Raw genomic sequence first — 19,933 nt, forward strand, 5'->3', positions numbered from 1 at the left:
AGCGGGCCCGGCGTTCGGAGCGCGGTGTCGCATCCTCCGCCGGCCGGACCCGCTTACTCAGGGTTTCCTTCGAGTCTGCCCGACCGTACGGGGGTTAACGGCCGGAACCCGATCATCGGCGTGGCGGATCCGGAAAACGGCGCATCATACCCCCTCGCTACGCACGGTAATGATCCAACATGCGATGTTTATCCGATTATGTGAATCTGACAGCGGTCCTGGCCCCGAGAGTCCCCCTAGGAGGAACACCATGGCCAAGAACAAGAACCGCAAGCAGGGCAGCCAGCAGGACCGCGCTACCGAGTCGGAGCGCGGCGAGCAGGAGGCACGGTCGACGGCTTTCGAGTCGCAGAACCAGCCCCAGGCTCAGTCCCAGGGCAGCCCTGCCGATGTTGCGCGTAAGCATCAGCGGCGCTTCGGCCACAACTGACCGGACTCCTCCGGTACGGCCACAGGCCGGTAGCCGAGAGGGGCGCTCCCGCTTCTGCGGGGCGCCCCTCTCGTGCGTGTGCGGTCGTCCGGGGTCTCAGCCGGCCAGGCAGGACGGGCCGAGCAGCACCTTCAGGTCCCCGAAGAGCGCCGGGTCGGCCTTCACCCGGTGCCGGTCGAGCCGGAGCACCGTGGTCTTGCGGGGGCCCTGGAGCCTGATCCGCACCTCCGTGTCGCCGCGGTGGCTGTTGAGCACCTCGCCGAGCCGGCTGACCATGGGCGGGGTGATCTTGACCGTGGGGATGGTCAGGATCACGGGGGCGTTGGTGCCCGCGTTGGAGATGTCGGGGACCTGCATCTCCATGGCGACGAGCCGGGGCACGTCCTCCCGCTTGTCGAGCCGTCCCTTGACGAAGACGACGGTGTCCTCGACGAGCTGGGTGGAGACCAGCTGGTAGGTGGCGGGGAAGAACATGCACTCGATGGAACCGGCCAGGTCCTCGACGGTGGCGATGGCCCAGGCATTGCCCTGCTTGGTCATCTTGCGCTGGAGGCCGGAGATGATGCCGCCCACGGTGACGATCGCGCCGTCGCTGTGCTCGCCGCCCATGAGCTGGGAGATCGCGGCGTCGGACTTGTCGCTGAGCACGTGCTCGATACCGAAGAGCGGGTGGTCGGAGACGTACAGCCCGAGCATCTCGCGCTCCTGGGCCAGCAGGTAGGACTTCTCCCACTCGATGTCGGAGAACTCCACGTCGAGCCCGAAGCCCGGCTCGTCGCTGTCCTCCTCACCGCCGCCGAAGAGGTCGAACTGCCCCTCTGCCTCCTTGCGCTTGACCTGCACCACGTTGTCGATCATGGGTTCGTGGTGGGCGACGAGCCCCTTGCGGGTGTGGCCCATCTCGTCGAAGGCGCCGGCCTTGATGAGGGACTCCACGGTCCGCTTGTTGCAGACGACCGCCTCGACCTTGTCGAGGAAGTCGGGGAAGCTGCTGTACTTCCCCTTCGTCTTGCGGCACCGGATGATCGAGTCGACGACGTTCTGGCCGACGTTGCGGACGGCCGTCAGCCCGAAGAGGATCACGTCGTCGCCCTGCGCGGCGAAGTTCGACTCGGACTCGTTGACGTTCGGCGGGAGCACCTTGATGCCCATGCGGCGGCACTCGTTGAGGTAGACCGCCGACTTGTCCTTGTCGTCCTTGACCGAGGTCAGCAGCGCCGCCATGTACTCGGCGGGGTAGTTCGCCTTCAGGTAGCCGGTCCAGTAGGTGACCAGGCCGTACGCGGAGGAGTGCGCCTTGTTGAAGGCGTATCCCGCGAACGGGACCAGTACGTCCCACAGGGCCTTGATCGCGGCGTCGGAGAAGCCGTTCTTCTTGGCGCCGGCCTCGAAGAGGACGAAGTTCTTCGCCAGCTCGTCGGCCTTCTTCTTGCCCATCACGCGGCGCAGGATGTCGGCCTCGCCGAGCGAGTACCCGGCGACGATCTGGGCGGCCTTCTGGACCTGCTCCTGGTAGACGATCAGACCGTAGGTGAGGCCGAGGACCTCCTTGAGCGGCTCCTCCAGCTCCGGGTGGATCGGAGTGATCTCCTGGCGGGCGTTCTTGCGCTCGGCGTAGTTCGTGTGCGAGTTCATGCCCATCGGGCCCGGCCGGTACAGGGCCGAGACGGCGGAAATGTCCTCGAAGTTGTCGGGCTGCATCTGGCGCAGCAGCGACCGCATCGGCCCGCCGTCGAACTGGAACACCCCGAGCGTGTCGCCGCGGCAGAGCAGCTCGTACGTCTTGGGGTCGTCCAGCGGGAGGGCCAGCATCTCCAGGTCGACGCCCTTGTTGGACTTCACCATCTTGATGGCGTCGTCCATGATCGTCAGGTTGCGCAGCCCCAGGAAGTCCATCTTGAGCAGGCCGAGCGACTCGCACTGCGGGTAGTCCCACTGGGTGATGGTGACGCCGTCGGAGTGCCGCGTCCAGAGCGGGGCGTGGTCGACGATCGGCTCGCTGGACATGATGACGCCGGCGGCGTGCACGCCCATCTGCCGGACCAGGCCCTCGACGCCCTTCGCGGTGTCGATGACCTTCTGGACGTCCGGCTCGTTCTCGTACATCCCCCGGATCTCGCCCGCCTCGCTGTAGCGCGGGTGCTTGGGGTCGGTGATGCCGTTGAGGTCGATGCCCTTGCCGAGGACGTCGGCGGGCATGGCCTTGGTGAGCCGGTCACCCATCGCGTACGGGTAGCCGAGGACGCGGGCGGAGTCCTTGATCGCGTTCTTGGCCTTGATCTTGCCGTAGGTGCCGATCATGGCGACCTTGTCGGCGCCGTACTTCTCCGTCACGTACCTGATCACCTCGACGCGCCTGCGCTCGTCGAAGTCGATGTCGACGTCGGGCATGGAGACGCGCTCGGGGTTGAGGAACCGCTCGAAGATCAGGCCGTGCTCGATCGGGTCGAGGTCGGTGATGCCCATCGCGTACGACACGATCGATCCGGCGGCGGAGCCACGGCCGGGACCGACCGCGATGCCGTTGTTCTTCGCCCACATGATGAAGTCCGCGACGACCAGGAAGTACCCCGGGAACCCCATCTGGATGATGATGTCCATCTCGTACTCGACCTGCTTCTGCCGGTCCTCCGGCACCCCGCCCGGGAAGCGGCGGTTCATCCCGACCCGGACCTCCTCCTGGAACCAGGTGATCTCCGTGAAGCCCTCGGGGATGTCGAACTTCGGCATCAGGTCGCGCTTCTCGAACATCCCGGTGGTGTCGATCTGCTGCGCGACGAGCAGGGTGTTGGCGCAGCCCTGCTGCCAGGCGTCCGAGGAGTCGACGGCGTACATCTCGTCCGTCGTCTTCAGGTAGTAGCCCGTGCCGTCGAAGCGGAAGCGGTCCGGGTCGGAGAGGTTCTTGCCGGTCTGGATGCAGAGCAGGGCGTCGTGCGCGGTCGCCTCGTTGGCGTACGTGTAGTGCGAGTCGTTCGTCACCAGCGGCGGGATGTCGAGCTTCCGGCCGATCTCCAGGAGCCCGTCACGGACCCGGCGCTCGATCTCGATGCCGTGGTCCATCAGCTCCAGGAAGTACTTGCCCTCGCCGAAGATGTCCTTGTAGTCGGAGGCCGCCTTCACCGCCTCGTCGAACTGCCCGAGCCGCAGCCGCGTCTGCACCTCGCCGGAGGGGCATCCGGTGGAGGCGATCAGCCCCTCGGACCACTGGGAGATCGTCTCCCTGTCCATGCGCGGCCACTTCTGCAGCCAGCCCTCCGCGTAGGCGTCCGAGGACAGCTTGAAGAGGTTGTGCAGGCCCTTGGCGTTCGACGCCCAGATCGTCTTGTGGGTGTAGCCACCGGAGCCGGAGACGTCGTCGCGCTTCTGGTGCGGCTGACCCCACTGGATCTTCCGCTTGTGCTTGCGCGACTCCGGGGCGACGTACGCCTCGATCCCGATGATCGGCGTCACGTTCGCCTTGGCCGCCGAGTGGAAGAAGTCGTACGCGCCGTGCAGGTTGCCGTGGTCGGTCATCGCGATGTGGGACATGCCCATCTCGTTGCACGCCTCGAACATGTCCTTGAGCCGCGCGGCACCGTCCAGCAGCGAGTACTGGGTGTGGACGTGAAGGTGCGTGAAAGGCGGCTTGGTCACGGCGCTGTGCCTCCGGGAAAACTGAGCATGGCGGGCTGGGGAGTCCGGCCCTGATCGACGGGACACGACCGAGGGGGGACAGCGTGGAAGTCTACGTCTCCGAGGTGACAACCGGCGGGCACTCCGGGATACGGTCGCGCGTTGGAAGAGCTGGGACGCCCGTCCCATTTGTCATGTACGTCGTCACGCACGCCAGGTACCAGGAGGCACCCAGAGATGTCGGAAACGCAGACCGGCGCAGCGCAGCGCGGGGAGCAGATCCTTGAGGTCTTCGACACCGCCTTCGGGGAGCTGCTGGCCGCCGACCCGGCTGCGTTCCGGGTCAAGTTCCGCAAGATGGCGGGCTCGGCCTTCGCCTTCTACCGGGGCACGGCGTGCCTGTTCTACGGCGACCTGGAGCGGGAGCGGCACGGCGGCCCGTATCTCGACGAGCGCACCGGCCGGGTGTGGATCCACGGCGATCTGCACGCGGAGAATTTCGGCACGTACATGGATGCCAACGGCCGGCTGATCTTCAATGTGAACGACTTCGACGAGGCGTACGTCGGCCCGTTCACCTGGGACCTCAAGCGCTTCGCCGCGTCGGTCGCCCTGATCGGTTACGCGAAGGCGCTGGGCGACGACCAGATCACCGAGCTCGTCCGGGTCTACGCGGCGGCCTACCGCGAGCGGATCCACGCGCTGGCGACGGGCGCGAAGAACGACGAGGTGCCCCCGTTCACCCTGGACACCGCCGAGGGCCCGCTGCTGGGGGCATTGCGTGACGCCCGGTCGCTGACCCGGTTCTCGCTGCTGGACTCGATGACCGAGATCCGTGACTTCGAGCGCCGCTTCGCGGACGGCGCGGGCGCGATCGACCTGGACGCGGCGACGCGCTACAAGGTCCTCGCGGCGTTCGACGGCTACCTGGAGACGCTGCCGGAGTCGAGCCTGACCCGCCCCGACTCCTACCGGGTCAAGGACGTCGTCGGCAGACGCGGGATCGGCATCGGATCGGCCGGCCTGCCCTCGTACAACATCCTTCTGGAGGGCAACAGCGACGCCCTGGAGAACGATGTGGTCATCTACCTCAAGCAGGCGCAGACCCCCGCGGTCTCCCGGCACATCACGGACTCGGCCGTACGGGACTACTTCCAGCACGAGGGGCACCGCACGGTGATCTCGCAGCGCGCGCTCCAGGCGCACGCCGACCCGTGGCTGGGCTGGACCGAGCTGGACGGGTCCGGTCAGCTGGTCGCCGAGGTGTCGCCGTACGCGGTCGATCTGGACTGGTCCGACATCGACGAGCCCGACGAGATCGCGGCGGTCGTCGCCGACCTCGGCCGGGCGACGGCCACGATGCACTCCGCGGCGGACGACGAGAGCGGTCACTCACTGGTGCCGTTCTCCACCGAGCGGGCGATCGACGCGGCGATCGCGGCGGACGAGGAGGGGTTCGGGGACCTGCTGGTGGACTTCGCCCACCGTTATGGTGCCAGGGCGCGCGCGGACCACCAGATCTTCGTGGACCTGTTCCGCAACGGCCGGATTCCGGGACTGTAGCGGCCTCGCTCACAGGGGCGGGCCCCTTTAGGGCTCGCATACAGGTTCGCATGCGACACTCCTCGACGATGGACATATCCGGGACGCAGCTCAGAGTCGTACGCGCGGCGCTCTTCACGGCGCTCGTCGTGACGCTCTCCACCGCGTCCCATGTGCTGCTCTCCCGGGTCCCGCTGCCGCTGACCCTCGTCGCCGTACTGGCCGGCGGGGTCTTCGCCGTCGCGTACGCGCTGGCCGGCCGGGAGCGCGGCTTCGGGGCGATCGCCGGGCTGCTGGTGCCGCTGGAACTGGCCGCCGACACCGTCTTCACCACCGGTCAGCACCTCTGTTACGGCGCTGCGGGCGGCCCGATCGCCGGTCCGCTGCGTTCGGTGGGCGTCGATGTGTTCTGCGGCGGCGGAGACCTGGGCGCCGGCGCCACCGAGTTCGGCAACGTCGGCGCGCTGGGCACCCCGCTGGCCTCGGTGACCGGCGCCGGGCACGGTACCGCCGCGCTGCTGGCCTCGCCGGGCCCCCTGGTGCCCTGGCTGCTGCTGGCCGCCCATGTCACGGTCGGGCTGCTCGCCGCGGCCTGGCTGTACCGGGGCGAGCTGGCGCTCGCCGGTCTGCTGGGCGCCTTCGCGCTGCTGGCGTTCCGGCCGCTGCTGGTCGCGGTCGCGGTGGTGGGCACGGCCCGTCACCGGCTGCGCCGCGCGGCACGGCCCGTGGCCCGGGGCCCCCACGCGCACGCGACCGCCCGCCTCCTCGTGCACTCCGTGGGACGGAGGGGACCGCCGCGCTCGGCCTGCGCCACCGCCTGAGCACACGAGTCCCTGACCAACGCACCACCACACCCCACGGAGAACCGACCATGAGCAACCGCAACAGCCAGGCCAACAAGTCCGCCGCCCGCGAGCGGCTGCGCGCCGAGCGCGACCGCCAGGCCAAGAAGGACAAGACCCGCCGCCAGGTCGTCGTCGGCGTCTCGATCGTCGCCGTCCTGGCGATCGCCGCAGGTGTCAGCTACGGCGTGATGCAGCTGAACAAGCCCGGCCACTGGGACGAGGCGAAGGACGCCACGAACGTCACCGCCCCGAAGAACACCTCGGGCAAGGACGGCACGACCGTCGTCGTCGGCAAGTCGACGGCCAAGAAGACGCTGGAGCTGTACGAGGACTCCCGCTGCCCGATCTGCGCCACGTTCGAGCAGACGGTCGGCGAGACGGTCCACAAGGACGTCGACGCGGGCAAGTACAAGGTCAAGTACATCGGTGCCACGTTCATCGACAACAGCGACAACGGCGAGGGCTCGAAGAACGCCCTGAGCGCGCTGGGCGCCGCTCTCGATGTCAGCCCCGAGGCCTTCCTCGACTACAAGTACGCCCTCTACTCCGCGAAGTACCACCCGCAGGAGACCGAGGACAAGTTCAAGGACGACTCGTACCTGATCAAGGTCGCCGACACGGTGGACGCCCTGAAGGGCAACGCCGCGTTCCAGAAGAGCGTCAAGGACGGCACGTACGACGCCTGGGCGATGAAGATGTCCGGGGCCTTCGACAAGAGCGGCGTGCAGGGCACCCCGACGCTCAAGATGGACGGCAAGACGCTGACCGGCTCGGACAAGAAGAACGCCCCGATGACGGCCGACGACTTCAACACCGCGATCACCGCGGCGCTGAAGGGCTGATCCGCTCCGCACCCCCGAAGGGCCCCGCGCGCCGCTTCCGTGCGCGCGGGGCCCTTCGCGTGCTCACAGCGTGGCGAGGAAGCCGATCGCGACCTTCCAGGCCAGCTCGGCCGAGGCCTGGTCGAAGTCCGGCAGTTCCGCGTCGGTGAACACGTGGCCCGCGCCGGGGTAGCGGTAGATCTCGACATCGGCGCCGGTCTGCCGCATCTGGAGGTACCAGGAGTTCAGCCAGTCGTGCGTCTCGTACGGGTCCGGGTCGGCGACGTGCAGCTGTACGGGCAGCTCGTCCACCGAGGCGTTCGCGGCGATGTCCGAGGTGCCGTGGAAGAGCAGCAGCCCGCGCGCCTTCGCGTCCCCGAGCGCCAGCGTCTGGGCGACGGACGCCCCGAGCGAGAAGCCGGCGTAGACCAGTCCGGAGTCCGAGTAGGGTGCGGCGGCCAGCACGGCCCGCTTCAGCAGCTCCTCCTTGCCCGTCTCCTGCTGGAAGGCCAGCCCTTCCTCGATGGTCTCGAAGGTGTGCCCGGCGAAGATATCGGGCACGCGCACCTCGTGCCCGGCTGCACGCAGCCGCTCGGCGGCCGCGTGCACCGCGGGGCGCAGACCGTACGTCGAGTGGAAAAGCATGATGTTCATGAGGCCCATGGTGCCAGTTGCCGTCGAGAGCTTGGAGAGCGACAGGATGGAGAACCTACTGCGTCCGCTGATCGTCGTCGGCGGTTCGGTAGTGATCACGCTGGTGATCGGCTGGCTGGTCGACCTGCTGCTCAGACGGGCCGACGGGCGGCATCACGAGACCCCGTTGTGGGGTCTGCTGCGGCGCTGCGGGATACCGTTCCAGCTCACGCTGTGCACGGCGCTGCTGCGGGCCAGCTACACCCACACCCGGCTCGACCTGATCAAGGACCACCGCACGGGCATCGGGCAGGTGCTGACGCTGGTGATGATCGGCGCCTCTGCCTGGCTGGTGCTGCGGATCGCCATCGCGGTGGTGGACTCGGTGTACGCGCGCTACGCGGCGAACACCCGGGACCCGGCGCGGGTGCGGCGGGTGCGGACGCAGGTGACGCTGATCCAGCGGGTGGTCACCGCCGTCGTGACGACGGTCGCCGTCGCCGCGATGCTGCTGACGTTCCCGGCCATGCGGGCGGTGGGCACCTCGATGCTGGCCTCGGCCGGTGTCCTCGGCATCGTCGCGGGTGTCGCCGCCCAGTCCACGCTCGGCAACCTCTTCGCGGGCCTGCAGATCGCCTTCGGCGACATGGTGCGCATCGGTGACACGGTGGTGGTGGACGACGAGTGGGGCACGATCGAGGAGATCACGCTGACCTTCCTCGCGGTACGGACCTGGGACGAGCGGCGGATCACGATGCCGGTCTCGTACTTCACGAGCCAGCCCTTCGAGAACTGGTCGCGCGGCGGGGCCCAGATGACCGGTTCGGTCTTCTTCCACCTGGACCACTCGGCGCCGGTCGCCGCGATGCGCGAACAGCTGCGGGACATCCTGGGCGACTGCGCCGCGTGGGACGGCCGCAACTGGTCGCTGGCCGTCACCGACACCACCCCGTCCACCGTCGTGGTGCGCGCGGTGGTCACGGCGAAGGACGCGGACGACATCTGGACGGTGCGCTGCGCGGTCCGGGAACAGCTGATCGGCTGGCTGCGCGATCACCACCCGTACGCCCTGCCGCGCATCGCGACGGCGCCCGCGGCGCTGCCGCCCCAGGACCAGTGGCCGCTCGGGTCGCACCCGAACGGGAAGCCGATCGGCCGGGACCGGGCGCCGCGCACCGGGCGCGGCTGACCGGCCCGGCCCGGGACCGGGTCAGCGCAGACTGCGTACATCCAGCTGCCGCAGCACCCGGTCGACGATCTCGGGGTCGGCGCCGGCCTCGCTGCGTGCGGAGAGCACCGCGTGGCGGGCGGCCGACAGCATCTCGCGCTGGATGCGGCTGATCTCCTTGAACCGCTCGGCGCGCTTCGCGTACGCCTCGCGCCGCTCGTCGTCGACCATGTCGGGGCTGATCCGCGCGCCCACGTCGTAGGCCAGCCGGTGCAGGCGCTCCACGACGTCCTCGGGGAAGTCCTCGACCTCCTGGATCTCCTTGAGCCGCTGTTTGGCGGCCCTGGCGGCCCGGATCGCGAGGTCCTTCTCCAGTGCCTCCTCGGCGTCGGTGTCCGCCTTGACCCGGAGCTTGCGCACCAGCCACGGCAGGGTCAGGCCCTGGAAGACCAGGGTGACCATGATCACGGCGAAGGCGATGAAGACGATCTCGTCCCGGCCCGGGAACGGCTTTCCGTCGTCCGTCTTCAGCGGGATCGCGAGGGCCAGCGCGACCGACGCCACCCCGCGCATCCCGGCCCACCACATGACGACGGTCTCGCGCCAGCCGGTGGGGATCTCCTCGCTGACGTCGCGGCGGGTGTGCAGCCGCTTGGCCAGCCAGGTCGCGGGCAGCAGATAGAGCAGCCGGACGCCGACGACGACCACGACGACGGCCAGGGCCCAGCCGGCCATCTCCAGTTCGCGCCCGTCGGCGGTCCCGAAGACGTTGTGCAGTTCGAGGCCGATCAACCCGAAGGCGACCCCGGTGACGAGGGTGTCGACGATCTCCCAGAAGGTACGGCCGGTGAGCCGGCCCAGGACGTCGTCGGCGTCGGCGGTGTGCTCGGCGAGGAAGAGCGCGGTGGTGAGGACGGCGAGGACGCCCGAGCCCATCAGCTCCTCGGCGAGTACGTAGCTGACGAACGGCACCAGCAGGGTGAGCCCGACCTGGAGCGTGGCATCGCCGAGCAGGCCCATGAGTTTGATGGTGAGCCAGCCGAGCGCGACGCCCACCGCGACGGCGACGACGGCGGAGAGGATCAGCAGCCCGAACGCCTCCGGCAGCGAGAAGGTGCCGCTCACCGCGGCCGCGATCGCCACGTGGTAGAGCACGATCGCGGTCACGTCGTTGAACAGCCCCTCGCCCTCCAGGATGGAGACGAGCCTGCGGGGCAGTCCGACCGAACCCGCGACGGCGGTCGCCGCGACCGGGTCGGGCGGTGCGACGAGCGCGCCGAGTGCGACGGCGGCGGCGATGGGCAGCCCGGGGACGATGGCGTTCGCCACCGCGGCGACGGCCGCCGTCGTCAGGAAGACCAACGCCACGGCCAGCAGAAAGATCGGTCGTTTGTTGGCAGCGAACTGCCGCCAGGAGGTGCGCTGCACGGAGGCGTAGAGCAGCGGCGGAAGCAGCGCGGGGAGGATGATCTCAGGCGGGATGTCCACATTCGGCACGAAGCTGAGGAATGCCATCCCGACGCCCGCGAGCGTCATCAGTACCGGCGCGGGGAGCCCCAGCCGGTCCCCCAGCGGCACGGTGACCACCGCCCCCAGCAACAACAGGAGCAACAGGGCCATTTGGTCCACGGGGTGCCTTCCGGAGCGCGGCGAGCCGGCCTCGGTGATCGGCCGATTCGGGGTTCCAGCCTGCCACGCACGTCACGCGAACCCGGTAACACCCCCACCACACACTTCTCCTGACCGATCATTCCTCCGATGTTTCTGCGGTCAGCCCTCTTCCGCTGCCCGCTCCGGGCGGGCAGTATGCGGCGTGCGTCATTCAGGGACGAGAACTCTCACCACATACATGACTGGCAGGAGAGACCACGTGACCGCGTTCTCCCGAAGGCATTTCGTCGGCGCCGCCGCTGCCGGCACCTCCGCGTTCTGGCTCGCCGGCTCCCCCACCGCGTGGGCGGCCCCCTCCCCCGCCCCGGCGGGCGGTCCGGACACCGACGTCCACGAGAGGACCGTCCGGGACGCCGCCATGACCTGGCGCACGCTCCCCACCGGCTGGCAGCAGGCCCCGTTCCTCGCCAACGGCCACCTCGGCGCCCAGCTGTACGCGGGCGGGTCCGCCAACACCCTGAAGCTGATGCTGAGTCACAGCCAGGTACAGGACCAGCGCGGCCAGTGGCGCGGCGGCATCGGCTTCTCCCGCCTCCCCGTCGGGTACTTCACCCTGACCCTGGCCGGGGAGATCACCGGCGTCGACTGGACCCTGGACCTGTACGACGCCGAGCTGCGCGGCACCGTCACCACCACCCGCGGCTCCCTGGCCTTCTCCGCCCTCGTCCAGAACGACACGAGCGCCCTGCTGGTCTCCACCCGGCCCACCCCGGGCGAGGAGTCCGCGGCCTGGTCGTTCCAGTGGCTGCCGGCCGCCACCACCCGCAGCAGCGGCAAGCCCGAGGACTACACGCCCAACCCGGACCCGCGGACCGGCGACGGCTTCGTCGAGCAGCCGCTGCTCGCGGGCGGCGGCTGGACCACCGCCTGGCGCGAGCGGCGCGAGGGCACCGGCCGGCTGCTCGCCGCCCACCTCGTGTACCGCTTCCCCGGCCGGGTCTCCCGGGCGACGGCGGACGCGCTGCGCGCCGTGGACCGCACCCTGGCCACGGACCCGGACCGGCTGGTGGACCGTCACCGCGGGTGGTGGCACGCGTACTACCGGCGCAGCTTCCTCTCCGTACCGGACAAGCGGCTGCAGAGCTTCTACCTCATCCAGCTCTACAAGCTCGCCGCGTCGACCAGGGCCGGCGGGCCGACGATCTCCGAGTGGGGCCCCTGGTTCCCCGAGACCGGCAACAACTGGACCGCGGTCTGGTGGAATCTCAACGTCCAGATCGGCATGGCGCCCGTCCACGGTTCCAACCACCCCGAACTCGACTCGGTGACCAGCACCTTCCGCCGCTTCGAGCACAACCTCCCGACGTCGGTCCCGGCCGCGTACCGCGACGGCGAGAGCTACGCGCTGGGCCACCCCTCGGACTGGCAGCTGCGCGCGGGCGACACGTACGACGTCGGCGCCCCCGGCTCGGACCACGTCTCCGACAACTTCGGCAACCTCATCTGGGCGCTGCACAACGTCTGGCAGTCCTACCGGCACTCGATGGACCTGTCCGTCCTGCGCGACGTGGTGCACCCGATCCTCGCGAAGGCCGTCAACTTCTACGCGCACTTCCTGCGCGAGGGCCCGGACGGCAGGCTGCACCTGCTGGAGACCCGCTCCCCCGAGTACGCCGACGCCGAGGACTGCACGTACGACCTCTCGCTCGTCCGCTGGGGCGTGCGCACCCTCATCGCGTCCTCGAAGCTGCTGCGGAACAACGACCCGCGGCTCGGACGCTGGCAGGACATCGAGCGGCGCCTCACCCCGTACGTGCAGGACCCGGTGTCCGGCGTGCTGATCGGCAAGGACGTCCCGCTCGCCGACTCCCACCGCCACCACTCGCACCTGCTCTGGCTCTACCCGCTGCGCGAGCGCGACTGGGACCGGGCCGGGGACCGGGACGTGATGCGGCGCTCCATGGACCACTGGGTCTCGATGCGGGAGCTGTGGCACGGCTACAGCTACGCGACCGCCTCGTCGATGTACTCGGTGACGGGCGAGCCGGAGAAGGCCCTCGACTTCCTGACCTTCTTCACCGATCTGAAGGTGGTCGCGGACTGCCAGATGACGGTCAACACGATGTACCGGGAGGGCAAGAACCTCGCCCTGGAGAGCCCGTTGTCGGCCGCCCAGTCGATGCTCGACATGGTGGTGCAGGGGCACGAGGGAGTGGTGAAGGTCTTCCCGTCCGTCTCGGACCGCTGGGCCGACGCGTCGATCGCGTCACTGCGCACCCAGGGGGCCTTCCTCGTGGACGCCGACCGGTCGGGCGGTGCCACGCGCTGGGTACGGGTCCACAGCGAGGCGGGCGCGCCGCTGACCCTGGACCACTCGGTCCGGGCCCCGGTCGAGGTGCGGGACGGCCGCGGCCGTCCGCTGCGCTGGCGGGAGACGGGACCGGGCCGGATCACGGTCGCCCTGCCGCGCGGCGCCACCGCGGTGATCACCCCGCGGGGTGCCCGGCCCGCCGGGCCGGGCCCGCGCGACGTGCCGTCGAACGGTGCGTGGACGAAGTGGGGCCTGCCGGGCTGACCCGGGCCCGGCCGCCGGGGGACTCAGCCGTTCAGCGCGCGGCGCATCGCCCGGTGCGGGATGCCCGCGTCCGGGAACTCGGGCCCGTAGGCCTCGTAGCCGAGCCGTTCGTAGAAGCCGAGCGCGTGCGTCTGGGCGTGCAGGTCGACGGCGGCGAGGCCGAGGTCGCGGCCCGCGTCCTCGATGGCCCGCACCAGCGCGGCGCCGACCCCGAGGCCGCGCGCCCCGCTGGTCACCGCGAGCCGGCCCAGCGAGCCGACCGTGAGGTCACCGCCGGTCTTCGCCACCGCACCGGGGCCGTGCAGCAGCCGCCCGGTGCCGAGCGCCGTGCCGTCCGCCGCGACGGCGATGACATGCACCGCGTCCGCGTCGTAGGCGTCGTACTCGATCTCCTCCGGCACGTTCTGCTCACCGACGAAGACGTCCTTGCGGACCTGGAAGCAGGCGGCGCGGTCCTGCTCCCCGGCGGCGGTGCGGGTGGTGTACGAGGGGGGCGTGCCGGTCATTCGCTCTCCGCCGCGATCCGGTCCAGGGCCTGCTGGAGGTCGTCCGGGTAGGTGCTGGAGAACTCGACCCAGCGGCCGTCGGAGGGGTGCTCGAAACCGAGCCGGACTGCGTGCAGCCACTGCCGGGTCAGGCCCAGCCGCTTGGCCATCGTCGGGTCGGCGCCGTAGGTCAGGTCGCCGACGCAGGGGTGACGGTGGGCGGACATGTGCACCCGGATCTGATGCGTACGGCCGGTCTCCAGCTTGATGTCCAGGAGGCTGGCGGCGCGGTACGCCTCGATCAGGTCGTAGTGGGTGACCGACGGCTTGCCCTCGGCGACGACCGCCCACTTGTAGTCGTGGGTGGGGTGGCGGCCGATGGGGGCGTCGATGGTGCCGCTCATCGGGTCCGGGTGGCCCTGGACCAGCGCGTGGTACTTCTTGTCGACGACCCGGTCCCGGAACTGGGCCTTCAGCAGGGTGTAGGCGCGCTCGGACTTGGCGACGACCATCAGCCCCGAGGTGCCGACGTCGAGCCGGTGCACGATGCCCTGGCGCTCCGCGGCGCCCGAGGTCGAGATCCGGTACCCGGCGGCGGCGAGGCCGCCGATGACGGTGGTGCCGGTCCAGCCGGGGCTCGGGTGCGCGGCGACACCGACCGGCTTCATGATCACGACGATGTCGTCGTCGTCGTGGACGATCTCCATGCCCTCGACGGGCTCGGCGACGATCTGCACCGGCGCGGGAGCCTGCGGCATCTCCACTTCCAGCCAGGCGCCGCCGTGCACGCGTTCCGACTTGCCCGCCACCGAACCGTCCACCTGCACCTTCCCGGCGGCGGCCAGCTCTGCGGCCTTGGTGCGGGAGAAACCGAACATCCGGGAAATGGCGGCGTCGACACGCTCGCCTTCCAGGCCATCGGGTACGGGCAGGGTTCGGATCTCGGGATGCGTACTCACCTGTCGAGTATGCCTTGCGCGTCCTAATCCTTGTGCACGGTGCCGTCGGGGTCCAGGCCCTTGAAGGAGAGGATCACGATCAGGATGCCGCCGCAGACGATCGAGGAGTCGGCCAGGTTGAAGACGGCGAAGTGGGCGGGGGCGATGAAGTCCACCACCGCGCCCTCCAGAACGCCCGGCGCGCGGAAGATCCGGTCGGTGAGGTTGCCCAGCGCACCGCCGAGCAGCAGCCCGAGCGCGACGGCCCACGGCAGGCTGTAGAGCTTGCGCGAGAGCCGTGCGATCACCACGATGACGGTCGCCGCGATGATCGTGAAGATGATCGTGAAGGCCTCACCGATACCGAACGCGGCTCCCGCGTTGCGGATGGCGTCGAGCCTGAGCCAGCTGCCGAAGATCTCGATCGGCTCCTGGTGCTCCAGCTTCGCCACCACGAGCATCTTGCTGCCCAGGTCGAGCAGGTAGGCGAGGACGGCGACGCAGAAGAGCAGGATGATCCGGCGCCGGCGCGTGGCCGGCGAACGGTCGACCGCCGCTTCCCCGTCCTCGGCCGCGGTGCTGTCCGCCGCCTGCCCGTCCGGGGCGCCGGCCCCGTCGTTCCGCTCCGGCTCGGCTCCTTCGTGTCCCTCAGCCTCAGGGATGTCCGGCGTACCGATGATGCTCTCCGCCTCTGCCACGTGAGTCCCTCAACCTAGTTCCCGACTGAGGACGAGGGTACGACACACCGGCGGGGATCAGCCGCGTCGCTCCTGCTTCTGTTTGTCCTCCACACAGAGGGTGGCCCGGGGGAACGCCTGCATCCGCGCCTTGCCGATCGGGTTGCCGCAGATCTCGCAGAGCCCGTACGTCCCGGCGTCGAGGCGGGCGAGGGCGCGCTCGGTCTGCTCCAGCATCTCCTGGGCGTTGGCGGCGAGCGACATCTCGTGCTCGCGGGTGATGTTCTTGGTGCCGGTGTCCGCCTCGTCGTCACCCGCCCCGTCGCCGGAGTCCCGCATCAGCCCGGCCAGCGCCGCGCCCGAGGTCTCCAGCTCGTTGCGCAGCCGGGTGATCTCGCCGGTCAGCTCGGACCGGGCGGCCACGACTTCCTCCTCCGTCCAGGGGTCCTCGCCCGGCCGTACGGCCAGCTCCCCCGGCGTGGTCGCGGCGGCGCGGGCCGGGGGCACGGGCGCCGTGCCCCGGCCGGCTGTCCGGGTCCTGGCCGCGCTCTTCTTGGCTACCACCGTGTGGGCTCCCGTCTGCTCGGCGGCCGCGGCCGCCCCCGTGGCCGCCGCGGCGGCCTTCTTCGAAGCCTTCTTGGCCGTGGACTTCGCTGCCGCGCTCTTCTTCGGCGCGGCCTTCTTGGCCGCCGTCTTCTTGGCCGCTGCCTTCTTGGCCGCCGTTTTGCTGGGCGCCGCCTTCTCGGCAGCCTTCTCCGTCGCCGTCTCCCCGGCGGCCGCGCCCGTGGATTGCGCCGACGCCGTCTTCTCTACGGCGGTCTTCTTCGCCACCATGGCCGCGGCCCCTTCACGCATTGTGATCTTGCTCGCGAGTCGTGCTGGGACGATAAGTCGACCCCGGCCCCGCGGCAACGGGGCACGCCGCCGAATCGCCCCTCCCCGTGTCCGGATCACAGCGCGCCTGAATCCGTTGTGCCCAGCTCCCCGCCCGGTAATCCGCCTTCCGCTCCCCCGCCGGGGCCCACCAGGACTCCGTACGCCGGGTCTGGCCATTCGGGTCACGCCGGGGCCCGTCGTTAAACCGGTCGGCCGTCACACCCCTGGGCCCGTACACTGACGGCAGCGAGAGGCGTGGATGGGACGAGTAGCGTCGTACGCAGCCAGGAGCGACCCGGGGACGGTGGGAGCCCGGGGGCGAGCGCGTCGTGAAGATCACCCGGAGCCGCCGGAGGAAAGCCTTGGACCGTGGGCCCCGCCCACGGGCGCAAGGCGAGTAGAACCGGCTTCGCACCCCAATGAGGGGGCCGTGGGCGCACGCCCGGGGCCAAGGAGGGTGGTACCGCGGGAGCCCGACCGGTTCTCGTCCCTCCGACGGAAGTGGAATACGTCCGCCGGAGGAAGCCGCACATGACATCGCCGCAGTACCGCCAGGTACCCGCCCAGGTCGACCTGCCCGCTCTGGAGCACGCAGTGCTCGACTTCTGGCGCGAGAGCAAGGTCTTCACCAAGAGCCTGGAGCAGTCCGAGGGCCGCCCCGAGTGGGTCTTCTACGAGGGCCCGCCGACCGCCAACGGAATGCCGGGCGCCCACCACATCGAGGCCCGCGTCTTCAAGGACGTCTTCCCGCGCTTCCGCACCATGCAGGGCTACCACGTCGGCCGCAAGGCCGGCTGGGACTGCCACGGTCTGCCGGTCGAGCTCGCGGTCGAGAAGGAGCTGGGCTTCAACGGCAAGAAGGACATCGAGGCGTACGGCATCGCCGAGTTCAACGCCAAGTGCCGGGAGTCGGTGACCCGCTACACCGACGCCTTCACCGAGCTCACGACCCGGATGGGCTACTGGGTCGACCTCGACGACGCCTACCGCACGATGGACCCCGAGTACGTCGAGTCGGTGTGGTGGTCGCTGAAGGAGATCTTCAACAAGGACCTGCTGGTCCAGGACCACCGCGTCGCCCCCTGGTGCCCGCGCTGCGGTACCGGCCTCTCGGACCACGAGCTGGCCCAGGGGTACGAGACGGTCGTCGACCCGTCGGTCTTCGTGCGCTTCCCGCTCACCTCCGGCCCGCTGGCCGGCGAGGCCGCCCTCCTGGTCTGGACGACGACCCCCTGGACCCTGGTCTCCAACACCGCCGTCGCCGTGCACCCCGAGGTGGACTACGTGGTCGCGACGAACGGCGAGGAGAAGCTCGTCGTCGCCCGGCCGCTCGTCGAGAAGGCGCTGGGCGAGGGCTGGGAGCTCACGGGCCGGTCCTTCACCGGCCGCGAGATGGAGCGCTGGACGTACGAGCGCCCGTTCGCCCTGGTCGACTTCCCCGCGCCCGCCCACTACGTCGTCAACGCCGAGTACGTGACGACCGAGGACGGTACGGGCCTGGTCCACCAGTCCCCCGCCTTCGGCGCCGACGACCTCCTGGTCTGCAAGGCGTACGGGCTGCCGGTGGTGAACCCGGTCCGCCCCGACGGCACCTTCGAGGAGGACCTGCCGCTGGTCGGCGGCGTCTTCTTCAAGAAGGCCGACGAGGCGCTCACCGCGGACCTCGCGGACCGCGGCCTGCTCTTCCGGCACGTGCCGTACGAGCACAGCTACCCGCACTGCTGGCGCTGCCACACCGCGCTGCTCTACTACGCGCAGCCGTCCTGGTACATCCGCACGACCGCTGTCAAGGACCGGCTCCTGGAGGAGAACCAGAAGACCAACTGGTTCCCCGAGTCGGTCAAGAACGGCCGGTACGGCGACTGGCTGAACAACAACATCGACTGGGCGCTGTCCCGCAACCGCTACTGGGGCACCCCGCTGCCGATCTGGCGCTGCGAGGACGACCACCTCACCTGCGTCGGTTCGCGCGCCGAGCTGAGCGAGCTGACCGGCAGCGACCTCTCCGCCCTCGACCCGCACCGGCCGTTCATCGACGAGATCACGTTCACGTGCTCGCACGAGAGCTGCCAACTGGAGGCGTACCGCGTCCCCGAGGTCATCGACGCCTGGTACGACTCGGGCTCGATGCCGTTCGCGCAGTGGGGCTACCCGCACAAGAACAAGGAGATCTTCGAGAGCCGTTACCCGGCGCAGTTCATCTCGGAGGCCATCGACCAGACGCGCGGCTGGTTCTACACCCTGATGGCGATCGGCACCCTGGTCTTCGACAAGTCCAGTTACGAGAACGTGGTCTGCCTGGGCCACATCCTCGCCGAGGACGGCCGCAAGATGTCCAAGCACCTGGGCAACACCCTCGAACCGGTCCCGCTGATGGACCAGCACGGCGCCGACGCCGTGCGCTGGTTCATGGCGGCCGGCGGCTCCCCGTGGGCGGCCCGGCGCGTCGGCCACGGCACGATCCAGGAGGTCGTCCGCAAGACGCTCCTCACGTACTGGAACACCGTCGCCTTCCAGGCGCTGTACGCCCGTACGTCGAACTGGGCGCCGTCCGCGGCCGACCCGGCCCCGGCCGACCGCACGGTCCTGGACCGCTGGCTGCTGAGCGAGCTGAACGCCCTGACCGACCAGGTCACCCAGGCGCTGGAGAACTACGACACCCAGCGCGCCGGCAAACTGCTCTCGGGGTTCGTCGACGACCTGTCCAACTGGTACGTCCGCCGCTCCCGCCGCCGCTTCTGGCAGGGCGACAAAGCGGCGCTGCGCACCCTGCACGAGGTCATCGAGACGGTCACCCGGCTGATGGCCCCGATGACGCCGTTCATCACCGAGCGGGTCTGGCAGGACCTGATCGTGCCGGTCTCCCCGGACGCCCCGGAGTCGGTCCACCTCTCCGGCTGGCCGAAGGCGGACCTGGCGGCGATCGATCCCGCGCTCTCGACGCAGATGGCGCTGGTGCGCCGGCTGGTCGAGCTCGGCCGGGCCACCCGCGCCGAGTCGGGCGTCAAGACCCGTCAGCCGCTGTCCAGGGCCCTGGTCGCGGCCTCGGGCTTCGAGAGCCTCTCCCCCGCCCTGCACGCCCAGATCACGGAGGAGCTGAACGTCTCCTCGGTGGCGTCCCTCTCCGAGGTCGGCGGTTCGCTGGTCGACACGACGGCGAAGGCCAACTTCCGGGCGCTGGGCAAGCGGTTCGGCAAGGGCGTCCAGGCGGTGGCCAAGGCCGTCGCGAACGCCGACGCCGCCGCGCTGTCGCTGGCCCTGCGCGAGGGCACGGCCTCGGTCGAGGTCGACGGCGAGACGGTGTCGCTGGCCCCGGACGAGGTGATCATCACGGAGACCCCGCGCGAGGGCTGGTCGGTCGCGTCCGACTCGGGCGCCACGGTCGCCCTGGACCTGGAGATCACCCCGGAGCTGCGGCGTGCGGGCCTGGCCCGTGACGCGATCCGCCTCATCCAGGAGGCCCGCAAGAACAGCGGCCTGGACGTGGCGGACCGCATCGCCGTCCGCTGGACGTCCACGTCGCCCGCGACGGCCGAGGCCCTGACCGAGCACGCGTCCCTGATCGCGGACGAGGTCCTGGCCCTGGACTACGCCCAGGGCGAGGCGGACACGGCGTACGGCGAGCCGTTCGAGGACGAGGGCCTGTCCCTGACGTTCCGCCTCCGCAGGACGGAGCGGTAACCCACAGCACCGAGGGGCCCGGCCGGACACATCCGGCCG

The 19,933-nt window shown here is 70.0% G+C and carries 14 protein-coding genes; 7 read left to right on the forward strand and 7 right to left on the reverse strand.

Translation table 11 applies throughout. The features are described 5' to 3' along the window. The first annotated feature begins 250 nt into the window (after nt 1-250). Nucleotides 251-430, forward strand: a complete 180-nt coding sequence (locus tag ACIO3R_RS05170) for a hypothetical protein (RefSeq protein WP_123469948.1) — start codon at nt 251-253, stop codon at nt 428-430. A gap of 96 nt (nt 431-526) precedes the next feature. Here ACIO3R_RS05170 and dnaE read toward each other — a convergent pair whose 3' ends face one another. Next, nucleotides 527-4,063 carry a DNA polymerase III subunit alpha gene (dnaE, locus tag ACIO3R_RS05175; RefSeq protein ID WP_385034465.1) on the reverse strand — a complete coding sequence of 1,179 codons (3,537 nt, stop codon included), beginning with the start codon at nt 4,061-4,063 and terminating at the stop codon, nt 527-529. A 216-nt stretch (nt 4,064-4,279) separates the two neighbouring features. Between dnaE and ACIO3R_RS05180 the strand changes: the two genes are divergently transcribed. The 3 genes from ACIO3R_RS05180 (at nt 4,280) to ACIO3R_RS05190 (ending at nt 7,271) form a co-directional block, all read left to right on the forward strand. After that, nucleotides 4,280-5,605, forward strand: coding sequence for a DUF2252 domain-containing protein (locus ACIO3R_RS05180; RefSeq protein ID WP_402103456.1), 1,326 nt, complete (start codon nt 4,280-4,282; stop codon nt 5,603-5,605). 68 nt (nt 5,606-5,673) lie between these two features. Continuing rightward, a complete protein-coding gene (locus ACIO3R_RS05185; RefSeq protein ID WP_402104213.1) occupies nt 5,674-6,405 on the forward strand; it encodes a hypothetical protein in 732 nt (243 codons plus the stop codon). Between the two features lie 50 nt (nt 6,406-6,455). After that, the gene (locus tag ACIO3R_RS05190) at nt 6,456-7,271 is read left to right on the forward strand and encodes a DsbA family protein (protein WP_402103459.1); all 816 of its coding nucleotides are present in this window, start codon (nt 6,456-6,458) and stop codon (nt 7,269-7,271) included. A 63-nt stretch (nt 7,272-7,334) separates the two neighbouring features. Here ACIO3R_RS05190 and ACIO3R_RS05195 read toward each other — a convergent pair whose 3' ends face one another. Then, a complete protein-coding gene (locus tag ACIO3R_RS05195; RefSeq protein ID WP_363021577.1) occupies nt 7,335-7,913 on the reverse strand; it encodes a dienelactone hydrolase family protein in 579 nt (192 codons plus the stop codon). 37 nt (nt 7,914-7,950) lie between these two features. On the opposite strand from ACIO3R_RS05195, the gene ACIO3R_RS05200 reads away from it, so the two are divergent. Further along, a complete protein-coding gene (locus ACIO3R_RS05200; protein WP_402103463.1) occupies nt 7,951-9,072 on the forward strand; it encodes a mechanosensitive ion channel family protein in 1,122 nt (373 codons plus the stop codon). Between the two features lie 21 nt (nt 9,073-9,093). On the opposite strand, the gene ACIO3R_RS05205 is transcribed toward ACIO3R_RS05200, so the two are convergent. Then, the gene (locus tag ACIO3R_RS05205; RefSeq protein WP_385034457.1) at nt 9,094-10,680 is read right to left on the reverse strand and encodes a Na+/H+ antiporter; all 1,587 of its coding nucleotides are present in this window, start codon (nt 10,678-10,680) and stop codon (nt 9,094-9,096) included. A 241-nt stretch (nt 10,681-10,921) separates the two neighbouring features. Here ACIO3R_RS05205 and ACIO3R_RS05210 point away from each other — a divergent pair, with 241 nt between their 5' ends. Continuing rightward, nucleotides 10,922-13,237 (forward strand): glycosyl hydrolase family 95 catalytic domain-containing protein, encoded by a 2,316-nt coding sequence (locus ACIO3R_RS05210; protein WP_402103466.1) that lies wholly within the window; start codon nt 10,922-10,924, stop codon nt 13,235-13,237. Nucleotides 13,238-13,260: 23 nt separating this feature from the next. Here the strand turns inward: ACIO3R_RS05210 and ACIO3R_RS05215 are convergent, their stop codons facing one another. From ACIO3R_RS05215 to ACIO3R_RS05230, 4 genes are read right to left on the reverse strand one after another with little or no spacing between them, the layout of a single operon-like run. Then, entirely contained in the window at nt 13,261-13,743 is a 483-nt protein-coding gene (locus tag ACIO3R_RS05215) for a GNAT family N-acetyltransferase (RefSeq protein ID WP_385034453.1), read from the reverse strand. Next, nucleotides 13,740-14,681 (reverse strand): RluA family pseudouridine synthase, encoded by a 942-nt coding sequence (locus tag ACIO3R_RS05220; protein WP_362953621.1) that lies wholly within the window; start codon nt 14,679-14,681, stop codon nt 13,740-13,742. The genes ACIO3R_RS05215 and ACIO3R_RS05220 overlap by 4 nt, the downstream gene beginning before the upstream one ends. Before the next feature lie 23 nt (nt 14,682-14,704). Then, nucleotides 14,705-15,358: a signal peptidase II gene (gene lspA / locus ACIO3R_RS05225; RefSeq protein ID WP_385034450.1), complete on the reverse strand. Its 654-nt coding sequence runs from the start codon at nt 15,356-15,358 to the stop codon at nt 14,705-14,707. 57 nt (nt 15,359-15,415) lie between these two features. Beyond that, nucleotides 15,416-16,171 (reverse strand): TraR/DksA family transcriptional regulator, encoded by a 756-nt coding sequence (locus ACIO3R_RS05230; protein WP_385034448.1) that lies wholly within the window; start codon nt 16,169-16,171, stop codon nt 15,416-15,418. Nucleotides 16,172-16,744: 573 nt separating this feature from the next. On the opposite strand from ACIO3R_RS05230, the gene ileS reads away from it, so the two are divergent. Beyond that, the gene (gene ileS, locus ACIO3R_RS05235; RefSeq protein WP_402103471.1) at nt 16,745-19,894 is read left to right on the forward strand and encodes an isoleucine--tRNA ligase; all 3,150 of its coding nucleotides are present in this window, start codon (nt 16,745-16,747) and stop codon (nt 19,892-19,894) included. The last annotated feature ends 39 nt before the right edge of the window (nt 19,895-19,933 follow it).

The sequence above is a fragment of the Streptomyces sp. NPDC087428 genome (assembly GCF_044744085.1).
Lineage (GTDB): Bacteria > Actinomycetota > Actinomycetes > Streptomycetales > Streptomycetaceae > Streptomyces.